At 70.5% G+C, this 18,802-nt stretch carries 19 protein-coding genes; 6 read left to right on the top strand and 13 right to left on the bottom strand.

Annotated elements, in window-relative coordinates:
• Positions 1-209 precede the first annotated feature (209 nt).
• From NR111_RS12020 to NR111_RS11970, 11 genes are all read right to left on the bottom strand, one after another.
• Complete coding sequence (locus NR111_RS12020) at positions 210-1,214, bottom strand: alpha/beta hydrolase (protein ID WP_256820879.1); 1,005 nt, start codon at positions 1,212-1,214, stop codon at positions 210-212.
• Positions 1,211-2,083 (bottom strand): SDR family oxidoreductase, encoded by an 873-nt coding sequence (locus NR111_RS12015; protein ID WP_256820878.1) that lies wholly within the window; start codon positions 2,081-2,083, stop codon positions 1,211-1,213. The genes NR111_RS12020 and NR111_RS12015 overlap by 4 nt, the downstream gene beginning before the upstream one ends.
• On the bottom strand, positions 2,080-3,240 hold the full coding sequence (locus NR111_RS12010) for a hypothetical protein (protein ID WP_256820877.1): 1,161 nt from the start codon (positions 3,238-3,240) through the stop codon (positions 2,080-2,082). Before NR111_RS12010 ends, NR111_RS12015 begins: the two co-directional genes overlap by 4 nt.
• 98 nt (positions 3,241-3,338) lie before the next feature.
• On the bottom strand, positions 3,339-4,358 hold the full coding sequence (locus NR111_RS12005) for an AraC family transcriptional regulator (protein ID WP_256820876.1): 1,020 nt from the start codon (positions 4,356-4,358) through the stop codon (positions 3,339-3,341).
• 115 nt (positions 4,359-4,473) lie between these two features.
• Positions 4,474-5,280: a sucrase ferredoxin gene (locus NR111_RS12000; RefSeq protein ID WP_256820888.1), complete on the bottom strand. Its 807-nt coding sequence runs from the start codon at positions 5,278-5,280 to the stop codon at positions 4,474-4,476.
• 92 nt (positions 5,281-5,372) lie between these two features.
• A complete protein-coding gene (locus NR111_RS11995) occupies positions 5,373-6,620 on the bottom strand; it encodes a cupin domain-containing protein (protein WP_256820875.1) in 1,248 nt (415 codons plus the stop codon).
• Positions 6,621-6,899 (bottom strand): BatC protein, encoded by a 279-nt coding sequence (locus NR111_RS11990; protein WP_182634398.1) that lies wholly within the window; start codon positions 6,897-6,899, stop codon positions 6,621-6,623. It lies immediately after the preceding gene.
• A gap of 272 nt (positions 6,900-7,171) precedes the next feature.
• Positions 7,172-7,843, bottom strand: a complete 672-nt coding sequence (locus NR111_RS11985; protein WP_256820874.1) for an enoyl-CoA hydratase/isomerase family protein — start codon at positions 7,841-7,843, stop codon at positions 7,172-7,174.
• Positions 7,844-8,023: 180 nt separating this feature from the next.
• Positions 8,024-8,236, bottom strand: coding sequence for a type II toxin-antitoxin system PemK/MazF family toxin (locus NR111_RS11980; protein WP_256820873.1), 213 nt, complete (start codon positions 8,234-8,236; stop codon positions 8,024-8,026).
• A complete protein-coding gene (locus NR111_RS11975; protein ID WP_061917071.1) occupies positions 8,229-8,456 on the bottom strand; it encodes a hypothetical protein in 228 nt (75 codons plus the stop codon). The genes NR111_RS11980 and NR111_RS11975 overlap by 8 nt, the downstream gene beginning before the upstream one ends.
• A 201-nt stretch (positions 8,457-8,657) precedes the next feature.
• Positions 8,658-9,692, bottom strand: a complete 1,035-nt coding sequence (locus NR111_RS11970; RefSeq protein WP_256820872.1) for an aspartate-semialdehyde dehydrogenase — start codon at positions 9,690-9,692, stop codon at positions 8,658-8,660.
• A gap of 356 nt (positions 9,693-10,048) precedes the next feature.
• Between NR111_RS11970 and NR111_RS11965 the strand changes: the two genes are divergently transcribed.
• On the top strand, positions 10,049-10,954 hold the full coding sequence (locus tag NR111_RS11965) for an endonuclease domain-containing protein (protein WP_256820871.1): 906 nt from the start codon (positions 10,049-10,051) through the stop codon (positions 10,952-10,954).
• A 126-nt stretch (positions 10,955-11,080) separates the two neighbouring features.
• On the opposite strand, the gene NR111_RS11960 is transcribed toward NR111_RS11965, so the two are convergent.
• The gene (locus tag NR111_RS11960; protein WP_067714585.1) at positions 11,081-12,343 is read right to left on the bottom strand and encodes an aspartate kinase; all 1,263 of its coding nucleotides are present in this window, start codon (positions 12,341-12,343) and stop codon (positions 11,081-11,083) included.
• Between the two features lie 71 nt (positions 12,344-12,414).
• Between NR111_RS11960 and NR111_RS11955 the strand changes: the two genes are divergently transcribed.
• The 5 genes from NR111_RS11955 to NR111_RS11935 all read left to right on the top strand — a co-directional run bounded on the left by NR111_RS11955 (position 12,415) and on the right by NR111_RS11935 (position 18,144).
• Positions 12,415-13,308, top strand: coding sequence for a DMT family transporter (locus tag NR111_RS11955; RefSeq protein WP_256820870.1), 894 nt, complete (start codon positions 12,415-12,417; stop codon positions 13,306-13,308).
• A gap of 103 nt (positions 13,309-13,411) precedes the next feature.
• The gene (locus tag NR111_RS11950) at positions 13,412-14,224 is read left to right on the top strand and encodes a trypsin-like serine protease (RefSeq protein WP_256820869.1); all 813 of its coding nucleotides are present in this window, start codon (positions 13,412-13,414) and stop codon (positions 14,222-14,224) included.
• A gap of 52 nt (positions 14,225-14,276) precedes the next feature.
• A complete protein-coding gene (locus tag NR111_RS11945) occupies positions 14,277-14,708 on the top strand; it encodes a GNAT family N-acetyltransferase (RefSeq protein ID WP_256820868.1) in 432 nt (143 codons plus the stop codon).
• Positions 14,709-14,866: 158 nt separating this feature from the next.
• Entirely contained in the window at positions 14,867-16,726 is a 1,860-nt protein-coding gene (gene leuA / locus NR111_RS11940; protein ID WP_256820867.1) for a 2-isopropylmalate synthase, read from the top strand.
• Positions 16,727-17,043: 317 nt separating this feature from the next.
• Positions 17,044-18,144 (top strand): peptidoglycan recognition family protein, encoded by a 1,101-nt coding sequence (locus tag NR111_RS11935; protein WP_206473353.1) that lies wholly within the window; start codon positions 17,044-17,046, stop codon positions 18,142-18,144.
• A gap of 223 nt (positions 18,145-18,367) precedes the next feature.
• Here the strand turns inward: NR111_RS11935 and NR111_RS11930 are convergent, their stop codons facing one another.
• A complete protein-coding gene (locus tag NR111_RS11930; RefSeq protein WP_069389444.1) occupies positions 18,368-18,799 on the bottom strand; it encodes a phage holin family protein in 432 nt (143 codons plus the stop codon).
• Positions 18,800-18,802: the final 3 nt, after the last annotated feature.

Raw genomic sequence — 18,802 nt, 5'->3', positions numbered from 1 at the left:
TCCTCCGCCTGGTCGACGCGGCCGTAGAAGAGGCCGTGCGGCAGGACGAGCATCGTCGCGGCGAAGCGGTCGCTGCCCGGCTACTGAGCCGGATGCGTGGTCCTCGGCCGGTGCTCACGGACCGGGAGTCCGAGGTCCTGCGCGCCGTGACCGAGGGGGCTCGAGCAACCGGCAGCCCGCCGAGTCGCTGCACCTGTCCGAAGGCACGGTCAAGACCCATCTCGTGCATGTCTTGAGAGAGGATGCTGTGAGACCGGTGCCGTCATCGTCCGGCGCAAGAACTCGGCCGTGATCCCGCCGGCGTGGCGGCTGTGCGGGGTCAGGCCGGCGAGCACCGGGAACGCGTGGACTGCCGAGTACCACCGATGGGTCTCGACGGGCCGCCCGGCCGCGTGGAGGCGTTCGGTCAGCTGGAGCGCGGCCGGTTCCACGAGTTCGCCCGCAGCCAGGGTGATCAGCGTCGGCGGGAACACCTCCGGATCGCAGGTGAGCATCGAACGGCTGCTCTCCAGCCCGTCGGCGTGGAGCTGCCACAGCCTCTGGAACCGCTGCACCGTGACGGCCGGTTGGTAGGAGTCGCGCGTGGCCCACGGCCCCTCACGCACCTCGCCATCGACGTCGAGCAGGGGCGAGTAGCCCACCATCGCGGCGGGCTGGCGGACGCCATCGCGGGCGGCCAACTCGCAGATCGCGGCGGCCAGGTACCCGCCCGCCGAGTCCCCGGCCACCACGATCCGGTGATCCGCGGGCAGTTGCTCGGACAGAGCGCGATACCCGGCGTAGGCATCCGCGACCGCGGTCGCCAGGTCGACCTCCGGCAGCATCCGGTAGTCCAGCGAGTGCACGGTCACGCCGAGGTCTATCGCCAGCCGGCCGCAGAGCCCACGGTGGGTGCCGGGGCCGCAGAAGACGAACGCGCCGCCGTGGAGGTAGAGCAGGGTCACGTCGGCCAATGCGTCCGGGCCGACGGAATCGGGGGTCGACGTCTCGGCCGCGGTGCCGCCGAGCACGGTCCGTTCCACACGCACCCCGGCGGGGCCCGCCAGCCGCGAGAACCCGCGCTCGACTTCGGCCAGCCCCCGGATCCCGGCGCCGGTCATGGGCCAGAAGCGGTACACCTGACGGAGCGTCGCCCGCCCGGCCCAGTAGAGCAACCGGGACTGCAGGTCGACCTCACGATGGATGATCACGGAGGGGTCTGTCCGAGTGGTCAAGAGCGGGACGATCCTTGCGTTCGTAGGAGAGTGCGCTGCTTCCGGCGACCCTTGGCGGCCATCAGCGGCAGGAGGGCGGACGCCAGGCGGGGGAACGCGGCACCCAGCCTGGCCAGCGCCCCGCGCCTAGCCGGGACGGCCGTAACCGGGCGCCGCGACTCCAGCACTCTGCCCACCGCGCGCACCACGTCCTCCGACTGCAGGAGGACACCCGAGAACGACAGCGCCGCCTGCGGGTCCTCGAGTTTGTCGAAGAGCATCGGGGTCCAGATGCCGTCCGGGCAGATGCACGAGATGTCGATATCGTCCACCCCGGCCAGCCGCAGGTCGGCGGCCGAGCTGGAACTGAAGCCCATCACCGCGTGTTTGGACGCCGCGTAGACGGCCTCGCCCGGGACCGCGGAGATCCCCGCCAGCGAGACGATGTTGACGATGTGCCCGCCACTGCCGGTCGCGCCGGTGCCCGGGATACCAGCGCTGCGGGCGCGCATGGCCTCGATCGCGGCGACCGTGCCGTTGATCGTCCCCAGCGCGTTGACGTCCAGCATGAGCCGCCGCTGGTCGTCGGTCTGCTCCCACGCCGGGCCGGTGAGCAGGACACCGGCGTTGTTGACCCACACGTCCACGCCCCCGGTCTCCGCGACCAGCCGGTCCCGGGCCTCGTCGACCTGCCCGCGATCACGGACGTCGACAGCGGCCCAGAGCGCACCCCGCCCGATCTCCGCGGCCGCCGTCCGGGACGACTGCTCGTCCAGATCGGTGATCATGACGCGATACCCGCGGTCGGCCAGCAGGCCCGCGATATCTCGGCCCAGGCCGCGACCGGCCCCGGTCACGAGCGCACTGCGGGTCCTCGCCGTCGTCGTCACTTCCCGTCCCTCAGTCCGGCGCGGATCTCGCCGTAGGAGATCCCACCGTGGCAGTACGTCGGCACCACCGGCCAGAAACGCTTCCACGGCGCCAGTTCGGTGGAGGGCAGGATCTGGAGCCAGCGCGGGTCGGTCGAACACGGGTCGGCGAGTGTCTTCTCCTTGATCATGGAGTCGTACTGGTCCAGCGCGTCCTCGAGGGTGTTGGCGTTGGGGCAGATCTCGCGGCCGTACTCGCGGTGGTAGCGGCGCACGCCCGGGATCTTCGACAGCTCCGGCTGCCAGTTGTCCAGGGAGATGCCGTTCTCGGAGGACACCCACACGCCGTCCGGGGTGTTGATGACCAGCGAGTGGTTGCCGTCCGTGTGGCCGGGCGTCCACAGCAGGGCGATGCCGGGGCCGAGCTCGATGTCGCCGTCGAACACGGCGAACCTGTCCCGGTGGACGCCGTCGAGTCCGTCCTCGACGTACCAGGCCCATTGCATGGGGTGCAGGTCCTCCAGGGTGGCCAGTTCGCGGCGGTGCACGAGCAGCTGCGCGTCGCCGAACAGGGCGGTGCGCGGCGTCGGCTCGCCCGCGATCACCTCGCTCGAGCCGAGAATCATCCGGGGGTCCTGCACGTGCAGGTGGTCGAACGTGAGGAAGTCCACGTCCTCCGGCCGCAGCCCCACCTTCGCCAGGGCCTCGCCGGGCTCGTTGAAGTACTTGAGAATCGCCTTGCTGGCCAGGCGGCCGCCGGGGACGGCGTCGACCAGCCTCTCCAGACTGGCGTAGAACGGCGCCTTGGCGGAACCGGCGGGGACGGTCGGCTCGAACACCAGGGTGCGGGGCCGACCGTTCCAGTCGTCGTACTGGACCACCACCATGCGGTTGATCATGGTGACCAACGGCAGGCTGGGCACCGACACCGCGTTGTCGAAGGCGTACTTGACCGGGTACGGCGCCCCGGCCACGTCGACTGACCGCACCGCCCGCACCTGCCCCTGTTGCACGAACCGCTTCTTGTACTCGGCGGCCGCCGAGCGCACCGCCCTCAGCCGCTCGCCCCGCGGCCACACGTCGTGGACGCCGTCGAATTCGGGGATCGGCCGCGCGCCGATCTGCTCGAGCATGGGTCCGGACACCTGGTCCGAACGCGGTGGATCTTCGCGCAGCATCGTTCGCTCCTCCTCGCCGATGGGGTGGCCGCCCGGGGGGCGCCGGTCGTTCCCGCGGTCGACACCAGCATCCGGTGTCCGGCGGCGGGAAACTTGTGTCAGGGCGACAGGTTGGTGGTCCGCCTCAGCTCCCCGGGGGACATACCGAACCACCGGCGCGCCGCGTGGCTGAGCGTGGCCTGCTCGGCGAAACCGACCAGGTCGGCGATCTGGGTGAAGGACAGGTCGCTGGTCGTGATGAACCGGTGCGCGCGATCCCGACGCAGGTCGTCGACGACCCGGCCGTAGGTGGTGTCGACGGCGGCGAGGCGACGTTGCAGCGTCCGCGGGTGGAGCAGGAGCGCCCCGGCCACCTCGACGAGGGTGGGGACGCGGCCGGGAAGGCGCTCCCCCACGAGGCGGCGCACCTGGTGAGCCACCGAGTCCGACGGGTCGGAGTACGAGCCCGTCAGGTGATCGAGGGCCGCGCGACGGAGATCCTCATCCGCGGAGGCGAACGTGGCATCCAACATCCGACGGTCGACACACAGCGCGGCCGCGGGCCGGTCGAACTTCACGTCGACGCCGAAGAAGCCCAGATACCGGCCGACCGGCGAGAGTGGTCCGTGCGGCACCTCCACCGACCGCAACCCGGTGGACTGCCCGACCAGATGAACGGCCACCCGGTAGAACACCCCCAGCCCCAGCTCGGCGGCCTGCGGCGAGTACGGCGACTCGGTCAGCTCCTTGCGGTACGTCAGGGCGATCACGCCGCGCCGGCCCCACGGGTCGTCGGCGACCTCGATCCTCAGCGCGGGGCTGTGCACGAACATGAACCGAGCCGCGCACTCCAGCGCCTCCGCGGAGGTCTGCGACGATCCGATCGCCCGCGCGATGGGGCCGAGAATCGTCACGTCCTGCCGTTCGGCCAGCCGCAGACCGAGGTCCGGGCAGCGCAGGTGGGCTGCCGCCACATCGAGCATCCGGTCGTGGTCGGTGATCGACAGCAGCCCGTCCTCGTCCGCCAACGTCTCTGGCTCGATGCCGAACCGCGCGAGCAGCCGATCCGGATCCCCGCCGAGTTCGGTGACGAGCTCAGCGAACCCGCGCAGGCTCGCGGCGCGGATCAACGGCTGCATCGACGTCGCCTGTCCTTTCGCGTGCGGAGTCCCCGAGGAGCCGCGGTCGAGGACGTCTCCGCGGAGCCACACGTGGTTCGACCATCCTCGCTCCACCTCGCCCCGACGTCCGGCCCTACCCGCCGCCCCTGACCTCGATCAGCTCCCACTGCCGGACCGGCCCGGGGGCGTGGGCCCGGCACATCGTGAAGATCGGCTCCGAGTAGGTTTCGCGCAGCCACACCTCGACCGGACCGTGCGGGCCCTCGAGCGTCACCTCGACGTGCTCGTCCCGTTCGACCACGCGCACCGGGGCGAAGGCGTCGATGCGGTCGTCGGGCACCACCGCGCGGGCGTGGTGCTGCGCGCTCTGCACGGCCGCCGAATGGCTACTGCGTCCGCGCAGGTACCGCTCGTCGACGCGGCCCTCCGTGTAGCGGGTGACGATGTCTGCCGGATCCTCCGCCTGGTCGACGCGGCCGTAGAAGAGGCCGTGCGGCAGGACGAGCATCGTCGCGGCAAAGCGGTCGCCGCCCAGGTGCGAGCACTCCCAGGTCGCCTCCGGATACCGCTCGGCGATCCGCGCCGCGGCGCTGCGCCCCCGCACGGCGCAGCACTGATCGTGCTTGCCGTGCGCGCACACGGCGACCAGCGGCTCCGCTGACGGGGTGCCGGCGGAACCGTCGAGGGGGATCTCGGCGTACCCGACCGGGCCGTCAACCTCGCCCCACCGCAGCGACTCGTGCCCGGGCCGGGCGTCGGCGAGCGCCCACCGCCAGCGTTGCTCATCGGTCTGACGACGACGACCCGGCCTCCGGATCGCGGCAACCCGGACATCGGCCTCCTGGGCGCGCCCGGCGATCTCGCGACCCAGCTCGGGCGGAAGGAGACCCGGCGAGTCGAGCAGCGCCGAATATCCCCACGGGCCGGCCAGCTCGACCATCAGCCACCGCAATCCCCGGGAGCCCGACCCGTCCAGAGGATCGCCGCGGCGCGACGACGAGTCACTGCACGGCTCCCAGTCCGCAGGCCTGCTCACAGCGCCACCACCACGCCCTCCCGCAGCAACCGCCGGAGAACCACCCGGCCGTCGTCGGCATCGAGGCCGGGCAGCGAACCAGCGCTCACGGGGTCGCCCTCGAGGACAGCGCGCAGGGCGGAAGTGCACACCGCCGGGAAGGTCACCGACTTGGTGGGCAGCCTCAACACCACCGTGCCGGGATTGGCGGCGTCGGAGTCGGAGTCGGCGTCGGAGCCGGTGCAGTCCACCCGTGCGTGGAGCCCCTCCCGCAGCCGCAGCTGAGTGTCGGCGTCGAGCGACGCGACGGCATCGAGGGTGGCCAGCGGGCGGATCGCGGCGGGGCGCGTGAGGTCCAGGTACTTCTCGGCCAGCGCGTCGCCGGCGAGACCGCTGAGCTGGTCCTGTTTCTCGGCGATCAGCCTGGCCAGCACGTCGAGCACCTCGCGGGCGTGGGGCTCGGCGCGCGCGGCATCGACCGGGGCGAGCCCGAACGGCAACGACGCCCGCAGCTCCTCCTCCGAGGCCAGTGCCTCGATCATCGCCGTGGCGACGTCGTGCCCGGTCAAGGGGGCCACGCCCACCGTGAGGTGGATGGAAGTGTCACCCTGCGCCTCGGCCGAGTGGACCCAGCCGCGCGGCAGGTAGAGGCAGTCCCCCGACTCGAGCACGGTGTCGATGACCGGCTCGTCCTTCGCCCGTTCGGCGATCGCCTCGCGGTGGTCGGTCCACGGCTGGTCCGCAAGCGGATGGTGATGGACGGGCTCGTGCACCCGCCACCGCTTGGTGCCGGACACCTGGAGCACAAAGACGTCGTGGACGTCGTAGTGCGGATCGAACCCGCGATTCGCGGGCGGGGTGATGTAGGCGTTGGTCTGCACCGGATGGCCGATGTCCGAGGTCATGCCCCGGACGAAGTCGATGATCGGCGGCCAGAACCGGTGCAGACCCTGCAGCACGAGCGTCGCCCCGGCGGCGTACTGCGTGAGCACGCCGTCGGGGTCGAGCTGATCGGAGATCTGGGCCCCGAAACCCGCGGATCGGGTGAAGCACGCCCGGTCGACGAGCGTGCCCTCCCGAGCCATGCGCACGAAGGGCGTGCGCACGCCGCGTTCGGCGATGATCTCGTCGACCATCCCGGGCGCGAGCAGGTCGGAGTAGTCGCGCGGCAGCTCGGCCGCCCGGGTCAGCAGGGGCCGCTGCCCCCACACCCCCGCAGCGAACTCATCCGAGCTGCACGCGACGCACCGATGAAGCGCCCGCAATTACTGCGTGCCGTCAGCGCCGCCGTCGGCACCATCCGGGTTGGAACCGCCGTCGGCCACCCCTTCGCCGGTGTTCGCGGCGCCATCGGCGGAACCGTCCGCGCCGCCGTCGTGACCGTCCGGGTTCGAACCGCCGTCAGCCAGGCCCTCGCCCTCGCCCTTCATGTGGTGGGCGGACCCGTCGGCGCCACCGTCGTGGCCGCCGGGATTGGAACCGCCGTCGGCGATGCCCTCGCCCTGAGCGCCGGACGTGGTGATGTCGTCGTCGTTGATAGCCATCTGCGTTCCTCTCGTCGGTGCAGGCGTGAACCTGCAGGGAGTCGTGCGATCTGGCCACGTGTTCCAGCAGCAGGCCGGGACACGAGGGGCGTGCAGTTCCACTATGGCACTGGACCGGCCTCGATACGACCGAAGCCGCCGCCGGTTCGGCGTGACCGGGCGACCGCATCGTTTCCCCGCGGCGGCGGTCCTCGTCGTCGTCGTTGTCGTTGCCGGTGTCGAACTATCCCCGCGCTACCCCGAGCTGGCGATCCACCAGGGACGGGTGGGCGTCAGAGGCTGACGCCGCCGGGGCCCCGGCCCAGCGCCTCGGTGACGGAGGCGAACATCGTGGTCTTGATGGCGCCGAGAGTGGTGCGGTCCTTGCCGAGGATCGGCTGGAGGCGCCCGAGCGCCGCGGCGACGATCTCGGACTCCGCAGCGGTCGCGTCGACGAGGCCCGCCTCCTCCGCCTCGGCCCCGGGGTAACGGTGGCCCGTGCTCATCGCGGTCATGGCGGTCTGCGGGGTGGTCTTGGCCTGGATCAGCGCCGCCATGCCGGGAGTGAACGGGATGTTGATGTCCACCTCCGGGAAGCAGAAGTAGCCGCGGTCGTCGCGCATCACCCGGTAGTCGTGGGCCATCGCGAGCATCGCGCCGCCGCCGAAGGCGTGCCCGTTGACCGCGGCCACCGTCGGCAGGGAGAACGTCAGGACGCGGGAGAACAGCTCCTGGATCCGGCCGACGTACCAGTCGAGGCGGTCGGAGTTGGCCATGAGCCAGTCGAGGTCGAGGCCGTTGGAATAGAACTTGCCCGACCCCACGGTGACGAGCCCCTTCGCCGACTTCTCGACCTCATCGAGGTGGGCGTTGATCGCGTCGAGCCGGTCCGGGGAGAAGCGGTTCTCGTCGCTGCCGAGCGTGAGGACGGCGATGTCCTCGTGGTGGGTCAGGGTCGGGGTCATGGGTGGTCCTCTCGGGTGGTGGGGTTGTGGGGTGTGGGTGGGTCGGTCGGCGGCGGGGCGGTCGACCGCTACTCGTGTAGGAAATCCTGGATCCACCGGCGAATGTCTGCCAGGGTCCCCGCATCCACCTGGCCGGCATGGCCGACAACACGCTGGCGCGAAAGGGTGCGCGCTGCTCGGTCATCGCCCAGGAGTCGCGATCGAACACGTCTCCCCGGAGCAGGACGGGGTTCGACCATCCGACGTCACCGGAACCACCATCACGAGAGTATCGGCGAGGGAGATGTGCGCGCGCGACGAGACCACCACCGCGGGCCGGCGACCACTCTGCTCACGACCCACCGCGGGATCGACGACAACCCATATGACTTCCCCGGGAGTCGGGTCAGGCATCCTGCGCCCGCTCCCACCACTCGGATTCCTCGCGGTAGGACGCCAGATCTTCTGGCGATGTCGCGTCTATCTCCGCACGCAGGCGCTTGAGCCGCCGTTGCTTCTCGGCGAGTGAGGCGAGATACGCAAGATGGTCGCCCAGCGTGCGGTGCTCCTCGGCGGCCTGCCTCTTCAGAAGATCCCGGAGGTCGCGACTCACCTTGATCGTCGTGTGGGACATACCGAAAGTATGCCTTTGGTCATACCGCCGAGACGGCGAACTCCTCGCACGCCCGACGCACGAGAGCCGCCGCCCGGTCTGCGCGACCGGGCGGCGGCTCTCGCCTGTGTGCGACTGCGGGGCCTCGTCGTCGTCGTACTCCCGACCGGCTGCACTCCCGACCAGCTCAGCCCGCGACTGGCCACCCGACCAGCAATTGCGCTACTTGACCAGCAGCTCCGCGATCTGGATGGTGTTGAGCGCCGCGCCCTTGCGGAGGTTGTCGCCCGCCACCATGAGGTTGAGGCCCTTGTTGCCCTCGATCGACTGGTCCTGGCGGATGCGGCCCACCAGCGACTCGTCGATGCCCGCCGCATCCAGCGGGGTCGGCACGTCGACGACCTTGACGCCCGGCGCCTTCGACAGCAGCTCGCGCGCCTGCTCCGGCGTGATGTCCTTGTCGAACTCCGCGTTGATGCTCAGCGTGTGACCGGTGAACACCGGCACGCGCACGCAGGTGCCGGCGACCCGCAGCTCCGGCAGGTCGAGGATCTTGCGCGACTCATTGCGCAGCTTCTGCTCCTCGTCCGTCTCCTCGGACCCGTCATCGACGAGCCCACCCGCGAGCGGCAGCACGTTGAACGCGATCGGCGCGACGTACGGCCCGTGGTCGTCGGTCTTCAGCGCCGAGCCGTCGTGAACCAGCTCGTGGCCGGCGCCGACATTGCCGGTGATCTGATCGTTCAGCGTGTCCACGCCGGCGAGCCCGGAACCGGAGACCGCCTGGTACGTCGACACGACCAGACGCTTGAGGCCCGCCGCATCGTGCAGCGCCTTGAGCACCGGCATCGCGGCCATCGTGGTGCAGTTGGGGTTGGCGATGATGCCCTTGGGTGGGTTCTTCGCCGCGCCCGGGTTCACCTCGGAGACGACGAGCGGGACGTCGGGGTCCTTGCGCCACGCGCTGGAATTGTCGACGACGACGGCGCCGGCGGCGGCGAACCGAGGGGCCTGCTCCTTCGACATCGTGCCGCCCGCGGAGAACAGGGCGATATCGATCCCCTCCAGCTCCTCGTCGGGCGTGTTGGCGGTGTCCTCGACGACGATGTCCTCACCGCGGAACGGCAGCGTGGTCCCGGCGGACCGGGCGGACGCGAAGAAACGGACCTTGTCAGCCGGGAAGTCCCGCTCCTCCAGCAGGGCACGCATGACGCGCCCCACCTGGCCCGTGGCTCCGACTACGGCGACAGTGGTCATCTCTGAGGTCAACTCCTGAAAGTCTTGTCCCGGCCCGCCGCGGACGGGTTCTCCGCCCTGCGCTCGACCGACCGGCAGTACCCCATCCTACCGGGGTCGCCCAGCTCCGACAGCGGCGTGCGTCACACCCGGCCGCGCTTCGGGCACAGAACACCACCCCGCCCCGTCGCGTCGCGTCGCGTCGCGAAGACAGTCCGGCACACATCGGCCGAGACGAGGGTGTGCGGAACGTCCTTCTCGACGGGGAGGGGGGATCTGGCCGGCGGCCGGCAGAGCGAGTCCAGGAATAACTGACCGCTCTCCGACCGCGGTCCGGTCTCTCCACAGCCGCGCCCGCCTCCACAGGCGACGTCGCGATGGCGGGATCGACGGCCGAGGTGGCCCTCGTCGTCGTCGACGCTTGGACCATGCGCCCCGACCAGACCCCCCGCCGCACGCGCGACCTCGTCCCGGAACGCGGGCGGCGCCTGCACTCCAGCGGCCTCGTCCGGCACCACCGCGGACTGTGGTTGCCCCGGACCGCCGATCGCAGCCACCCGCTCACCCGGATCACGGCGATCTCCGCGCTGTACCCGGACGCCGTCGCGACCGGCTGGCTGGCGGCAGACGCACACGGCCACCCGTTCCCGCCGCGCGACTACCTTGACGAGTTCGCCGCCGGATCGACCCGGGTGCGCCGGCCCGGGATGATCGGCCGCCAGTACCGGATTCCGCCGGAGCACGTCGTCCACCTGACGGGAACCTCGGGCGCCGGCCTGGCCGCGAGCCCCGCCTGGGCACTGTTCGATATCGCGCGGCGAGGCACCCTGACCGACGCCGTCATCGCCCTGGATGCGGGTCCGTCCATCGGCGTCGACCCGGAGCGCGACGTCCGGCCACTCGCGATGGACCCCCGACGGATCCCCGGCAAACGACAGGTGCTGGCCGCACTCGACCTCTGCGACACCGGAGCCGCGTCGCCGTGGGAGACCCGGACCCGACTATTCCTGCTGGACCACGGTCTGACGGGATTCGAGACGCAGGTGCCCGCACCCGGGCTGCCGTACGTCCTCGACCTGGCGCGCCGTGAACTGAAGATCGGTGTCGAGTACGACGGCGAGCACCACCGCGACCCGGCGCAGCACGCCAAAGATCTCACCCGCTGGAACCGCCTGCGCCGCGCGGGCTGGCTGGTCTATCCGCTCACCACGACCATGGTCACCCGCGATGCGCACGCGACCGCCGCGGACATCCGGGCCGGGGTCCGAGAGCGTGGAGGGTGAGCGCCCGGGGCGCCGGGGCGCCGGGGCGCCGTCGAAAAGACAGTTCCGCACGCACCGCTTTCGGGCGATGGGTGCGGAACTGTCTTATCGATGTGGGCGCCGGGGCGGGCCGGCGGAGGGGTCAGGTCAGCGGCCGGTGCCGGCGTAGACCTGCGCCTCCTCGTCGCCGCCCAGCTCGAACGCCTTGTGCAGCGCGCGGACACTGTCGGGCAACTCGTCCTCGCGGACCAGCGCCGAGATGCGGATCTCGGAGGTCGAGATGAGCTCGATGTTGATGCCGGCCTCGGACAGCGACTCGCAGAACGTCGCGGTGACGCCCGGGTGCGACTTCATGCCCGCGCCGACGAGGGAGACCTTGCCGACGTTGTCGTCGTAGAGCACCTGGTCGATACCCAGATCGTCCTTGGCCTGCGAGAGGACCTCAACGGCCTTGGCGCCCACCTCACGCGGGCAGGTGAAGGTGATGTCGGTCTTGCCCTCCGCCTTGGAGACGTTCTGCAGGACCATGTCGATGTTGATCTCGGCGTCGGCCACCACGCGGAAGATCTTGGCCGCGTACCCCGGCTGGTCGGGGATGCCGACGACCGTGATCTTGGCCTCCGAGGCGTCGTGAGCGACTCCGGTCAGGACTGCGTCTTCCACGGGGATGTCCTCCACTTTTCCGGCCACGAGCGTGCCCGGGTTGGTCGAATACGAAGAGCGGACGCGCAGCGGCACGTGGTAGCGGCGGGCGAACTCCACACTGCGCAGGTTGAGGATCTTGGACCCGACCGCCGCCATCTCCAGCATCTCCTCGTACGAGATGGTGTCGAGCTTGCGGGCATCGGGCACGATCCGCGGGTCGGCGGTGTAGATGCCGTCCACGTCCGAGTAGATCTCGCACACGTCCGCACCCAGGGCCGAGGCCATAGCGACCGCGGTGGTGTCGGACCCGCCGCGACCCAGGGTCGTGACGTCGCGGGTCTCTCGGGACACCCCCTGGAAGCCCGCGACGAGGGCGATCTTGCCCTCGTCCAGCGCCTCACGGACGCGCCCCGGGGTGATGTCGATGATGCGGCTGTTGCCGTGCCTGGTCGTGGTGATGATCCCGGCCTGGGATCCGGTGAAGGAATAGGCCTCCATCCCGAACGAACTGATGGCCATCGCGAGCAGCGCGTTGGAGATGCGCTCCCCCGAGGTCAACAGCATGTCCATCTCGCGCTGCGGAGGCGAGGGACAGACCTGATCGGCCAGATCGAGTAGCTCGTCGGTCGTGTCGCCCATAGCCGAGGCCACGACCACGACGTCGTTACCCGCCTTCTTGGTCTCCACGATCCGTTCCGCCACCCGGCGGATTCGTTCTGCGGACTCCACGGAGGAGCCGCCGTACTTCTGCACTACGAGTGCCACGCGGTCACACCCTTCCGGTGTTGATCGGCTTACCGCAGACCTACTTTACGGGAGGTGTTTACTCATCAGGGATGAGTGAAATCTGGGCGGCAGTGATTCTCGCCCTCGCGTCCGCCCTCAGCCAGGCCTTCGGAACCGTCATGCGGCACCGATCGCCCCAGCGCGCGAAGGGTCGACACGAGGGTCACTTCAACGTGCTCGCGAGCCGGTACTGGTGGACCGGCATGGTCATCAGCCTCGCCGGATTCGCGTTCCAGGGCCTCGCGCTCGCGTTCGGATCGCTCATCCTCGTCCAGACGATCACCGTTCTCTCACTGACCTTCGCCCTCCCCCTCGGCGCCTGGGTCACCGGTCGGCGGGTCACCAAGACCGAACTCCTCTGGGGGTACGTCCTCACGGGATGCGTGATGGTGCTCGTCATCTACGGACGGCCCACCGGAGGAGACGCCCACCCGCCCTGGTGGCAGTGGGCACTCGCGTGCGCGGGCGGACTCCTCGTCGTCGTCGTCCTCCTCGGTGTCTCCCGCAACCGCCGCTCCAACGGCAACCGTGCCCTCCTGCTGGGCGTGGCCGGCGGCACCGCGTTCGCCTACGTCGCACTGCTGACGAAGGGCGTCACCGAGCGGTTCCACGACGGCGGGCTGCTCACCGTGGCCACGACCGGCGAGGTGTACGGCCTGGGAGTGGCCGCAGTGGCCGCACTGACGCTGCAGCAGATGTCGTTCTCCGCAGGCGCCGTGCACCAGGCCGTGCCCGCCTCCACGGTCACCACCCCGGTCGTCTCGCTCGGCCTGGGCGTGGTGGTGCTCGGCGAGTGGTTCTCCGTCGACGGCGCCGCGCTGATGCTCCTGGGCGCCACCCTCACCGTGATGGTGCTCGCGACGGTGCGGCTCGCGCACAAGGAGGTCGACACGGCTCCGTCGATCCCCGACCACCGCGCGCCGAACCGCCGCGCCGCGGAGTGACGCGCCTCCGAGTAACGCCCCCGGTTCACGCCGCGACGTCCTCACCATGAGGACCCATGTCGAGCGGCCCGAAAACTCTCCACCATCGCCTACGCTGGGCCCCATGCGCCTCACACGTCACAGTGGCCTCACCCGCCCCGGCCGGTTGGCCGCAGCGGTGGCCTCCATCGTCGGGACGGTCGCCGCGTCGCTCGCGGTCGCCGCACCCACCGCCGGCGCCGTGGTGAACGGCGCCCCCTCCGGCCCCTCCCCCTGGGCCGTGCAGATCACCGTCTTCGACGGCGTCCCCGGCGCACCGTGCTCCGGCGTCGTCATCCACCCGCGCTGGGTCGCCACCGCCGCACACTGCGGCCCGACGAACCCCAACGCGTACACCCTCGGATTCGGGAACCTCGCCACCGTTCCCGGCGGCTTCACCGCGACCGCCTCCCTGGCCAGCCCGCCCATCGTCGGCGCATTCGGATCTCTCGACACCGGCAGCCTCGGTCGCCACACCCCCGAGAGGGTCTACAAGGCCCCCGCCGGGGACTTCATGCTCCTCAAACTGCGCCACCCCGCGCCGTCGCCCGCCGTGCGGCGCGCCGGGGTCGACCCCGCCCCGGGCGCCGTCCTGCGCTTCCACGGATTCGGCGAGACCACCCCCCGCGGCCTGCGCTCCCCCGAACTCCGCACGGGCCTCACCCGCCTCGACCGGATGGAGCCCCGAGCCGGTTCACGCATCGGCCGCTCCCACACCATCCAGGGCGGATACGGGTACGGCGACTCCGGCGGACCCGTCTTCCGGGGCGACCGACTGGTGGGCGTCCACTCCGGCTCCGACCACGACCGCCGGCAGCCCGACGGCACCAACCCGGCCCGGTACGAATCGATCCCCGCCCAGAACGGCTGGATCGACTGGATGATCGCCAACCGATGACCCAGGGCAGTCGGCGATGCCGAACCCCCTCGATTTTTGCCACACTGGACAGATGACCCCGCCGGAGCTCGTCATCCGCCGCGCCGCGCGCGCGGATGTGGACCTCGTGCTGTCCGCGGGTGACCTGCTCAGCACCCCGCCCACCGCGGAATGGACCACGGACTTCCTCGACCGAGGTTCCAACCTGCTCGTGCTGGCGCTGCAGGACGAGGTGCCGGTCGCGATGCTCGTCGCGGTGGAGACCGGGCACCTCGGCGCCAGCCCCGACCTGTTCGTCTACGGGATCCGGGTCCGCGAGGACCTGCGCGGCATGGGCATCGCCCACCGACTGGTCGATAAGGCGGTGGAGGTGGCCGAGGAGGCCGGCTGCAGCAAGGTCTGGGGATCCATGCAGGTGCCCGACGACCTCACGCAGGACCCGCCGCCGTCACCGCCCGAAGGGACCACGACCGAGGCCTCGACGTTCGTCATTCCGATTCCGTGACGTCCCGCGCAGATGTGTATAATGGCCCGCATGCAGCGCGTGCTCCTTCTTGGGTGCCGCGGCGGGGCCCGCTGAGGCGGACCGGCTCCCCGTCGCGGGATCTCGTCGCGCCGGTCCGATCCCTGCCGATCGCCCCCCTAGGAAGTTGAGCCACTGCAATGAATCCCGCTGATGCCTTCGTCTCGTCGTCGTCGACCCTGACTCCCCCCTCCAAGCCCGTCCGCCCCGACCAGCCGTCGTGGAACAAACAGCGCGGCTCCTCGATGCCCGCGCACCGGTACCGGCCGTTCGCCGAGGAGGTCGAGGACGTCTCCCTGCCCGACCGCACCTGGCCGGACAAGATCATCACCCACGCCCCCCAGTGGTGCGCCGTGGACCTGCGCGACGGCAACCAGGCCCTGATCGATCCCATGAGCCCCGCGCGCAAGCGCCGCATGTTCGACCTGCTCGTCCGTATGGGCTACAAGGAAATCGAGGTCGGATTCCCGTCCGCCTCGCAGACGGATTACGACTTCGTCCGCGAGATCATCGAGGACGACGCGATCCCCTCCGACGTCACCATCCAGGTGCTGGTCCAGTGCCGCGAGGACCTCATCCGCCGCACGTTCGAGGCGTGCGAGGGCGCGTCCGACGTGATCGTGCACTTCTACAACTCGACGTCGATCCTGCAGCGCAAGGTGGTCTTCCGCAAGGACCGCGACGCCATCAAGAAGATCGCCACCGACGCCGCCGAGCTGGTCACCACGATCGCCAAGGACTACCCCGACACCAACTGGCGCTGGGAGTACTCGCCCGAGTCCTTCACCGGCACCGAGCTGGCGTTCTCCAAGGAGATCTGCGACGCCGTCACGGAGGTCGTCGGCGCCACCCCCGAGAACCCGATCATCCTCAACCTGCCGGCGACCGTCGAGATGGCCACTCCCAACGTGTACGCCGACCAGATCGAGTGGATGCACCGCAACCTGGCGCACCGCGAGTCGACCATCCTGTCGCTGCACCCGCACAACGACCGCGGCACCGGCGTCGCCGCCGCCGAGCTGGGCTACCAGGCCGGCGCCGACCGCATCGAGGGCTGCCTGTTCGGCAACGGCGAGCGCACCGGCAACGTCTGCCTGGTGACGCTGGGCATGAACCTGCTCACCCGCGGCGTCGACCCGCAGATCAACTTCTCCGACATGGACGAGATCCGTCGCACCGTCGAGTACGCCAACCAGCTGCGCGTGCCCGAGCGCCACCCCTACGGCGGCGACCTGGTCTTCACCGCGTTCTCCGGCTCGCACCAGGACGCCATCAACAAGGGCTTCGACGCCCTGCAGGCCGAGGCCGACACCCGCGGCGAGGACATCACCGACATCACGTGGGAGGTCCCCTACCTGCCCGTCGACCCCAAGGACGAGGGCCGCACCTACGAGGCCGTCATCCGCGTGAACTCGCAGTCCGGCAAGGGCGGCGTCGCCTACATCATGAAGAGCGACTACGGCCTGCAGCTGCCGCGGCGCCTGCAGATGGAGTTCTCGCAACTCGTCCAGAACGTCACCGACTCCGAGGGCGGCGAGGTCACCCCCAAGGCGATGTGGGACATCTTCTCGACGGAGTACCTGGACCGCGTCTCGCCCATGGAGCGCATGTCGCAGCACCTCGTCCCCGCCGAGACCGACGACGGCGAGGACGCCATCGAGGCCGTCATCAAGTGGAAGGGCGAGACCCGTGAGCTGTCGGGGTCCGGGAACGGACCCCTCGCCGCGTTCGTCGCCGCCCTGAACGAGATGTTCGACGACGAGGTACGCATCCTCGACTACTCGGAGCACGCGATGACGTCCGGGGATGACGCCACCGCGGCCGCGTACGTCGAGGTGCAGTTCGGAAACCGGGTCTTCTGGGGTGTCGGACGAGCCGGTTCCATCACCACCGCCTCCCTGCGCGCAGTGGTCTCCGCCGTCAACCGCGCCTACGCCGACGAGGCCGAGGGCGCCGAGGCCGTCGGTTCGGTCGAGGGCGCCCGCACCTGGGCCCCCTGACCGTCTGATCGACGGCTGGGCCGGCGCGCCGGGTGGGCCCGCCCTCCGGACATCGACAAGACCGTTCCGCGCACATCGCCCGAGAGGCTGTGTGCGGAACGGTCTTCTCGTCGCGCGTCGTGGCCGCCCGAATCGTGGGGCGGCACAAGCCGTTTGGTCTCATCGTCCGGGCGAACGCCGCCACATCAGTCACATCACCCTCAGATATCCCTCCGGTAACGAGGGTCTCGATTCGGTCACGTCAAGCGCGTAATGTAGCGGCGGGCCGCGCCGATAGGTATGGGTCGGCCCTTCGCAAACCTCAGTCTGGAGCCCGTATGTCCGTGACACGCCGTGGATTTCTCACAGCCGCATCCGTCGGCGTGGGCGCCGCCGTCGCCTCCACCGTCCGAGGTCCCGTCGCCGGGGCCAATCCCTTCACCACCGGCTCGCTCGGCGTGGCCCAGGACCTCATGCAGTCGGTCTCGACCGGCAGCGGGATGATCCAGCCCAACGGCCCGCTCGGCTACGTCGGCGTGACGTTCCCCAGTGCCGAGGAGATCGTCGGCCGGATCCGGTTCGCATTCCCCGACGGCTCGGTCGGTGACTGGCTCCCGCTCGAGGGGATGGACTCCGCCCCGGACGCCGGCAGCACGCCCGCCTCCGAACTCGTCGGCGCGCCCGATGGTGCCGTGGGGTACGAGGTCGATGCGCCCGCGGGCGCCGAGGCGACCGTGTTCGACGACGGCCGCGGCACCCCGCGCAACTACAGCCTCGGCAGCGTCGGCCTGGCGGGCCTACCGGTCATCCCGCGCGCGGCGTGGGGTGCGGGCGATGTCGCGGGCTTCCGCTGGGCGCCCTCCTACTTCCCCGCGCAGTCCATCACGATCCACCACACCGCCTCCCCGGTCGGGCCGGACCGTGCGGCCAGTGTGCGGGCGATCTACAACTATCACGCCAACACCCTGGGCTGGGGCGACGTCGGGTACCACCTGCTCATCGACCCCGAGGGCCGGATCTACCAGGGCCGCGGCGGAACGCCCGTCGGAAACCCCGTCTTCCAGTTCCCGCCGGTCGCCGGGATCGCACCCCCGATCGTCACCGGTGGCCACGTGGGGGGCTTCAACAACGGCAACATCGGCATCAGCCTGCTCGGTGACTTCACCGGTGCACCGCCAACCTCACGCGCGGTGGGCGCGGCGATCGACTGCGTCCGGGCCCTGTGCAACGCCACCGGCATCAACCCGCGTGCGGGGATCAACTACCGCAACCCGCAGGGTGGGGCCACGCGACCGATGATGGCCGTGTCGGGCCACCGCGACTGGGGCGGGACCGCCTGCCCGGGCAACTCGTTCTACCCGCAGATGCAGTTCATCCGCGACCAGGCAGCGCGGGGTTGGGCCCCGACCGCCGTCTCCTCGGCGGTGTTCGGCTCCTGACCTGAACGGGGCCGCGCCGCACGCCCCTCGCGGCGTAGCCGTCGCCGCCGAGCAGAGGATCTCTACTGCATCGCCCGAGTAGCGGGTGCGCGAATTCCTCTGCTCGGCGGGCGGGTGCCCGCCCGGGCGCCGCTCAGCCGCCGCCGCTCGGTCGCGGGCGGGTGCCGGCCCGGCGGGTGCCCGCCCGGGCGGCCGCCGCCGCTCAGTCGCGGGCCGCCGCCGCTCAGTCGCGGGCGCGGCTGGGGACCAGCATGCCGAGCACCCAGTTGACCAGGCCGATCACGATCGCGCCGAAGAACGCAGCCCAGAACCCGCTCACCACGTACTCGGCCCCGAAGGGCTGGAACGTCGTGGTGATCCAGCCGGTGAGCATGAGCATCAGCGCGTTGACCACCAGCAGGAACAGGCCCAGGGTGAGGATCGTCAGCGGCAGCGACAGCAACTGAACGATCGGTTTGATCACCGCGTTGACCAGCGTGAACACCACCGCGACGACGAGCAGCGCCGTGATGGTGGGGACGTTCACCTCGTTCTCGATGTCGCCGGCGCCAGAGGCTGCGGCCCCGGAGATCTCGTGCAGCGTGATGCCCGGCACGATCAGCGTCGCCACCCACAGGGCGACGGCGTTGACGATCAGCCGCAATATCAGCGCCATCGA

Origin of the sequence: Dietzia sp. Die43 (assembly GCF_024519835.1) — a bacterium.
In the GTDB taxonomy this organism is placed as follows: domain Bacteria; phylum Actinomycetota; class Actinomycetes; order Mycobacteriales; family Mycobacteriaceae; genus Dietzia; species Dietzia kunjamensis.
Note: the sequence above shows the minus strand (reverse complement) of the source record. Positions and strands in the feature narration are given on the sequence as shown.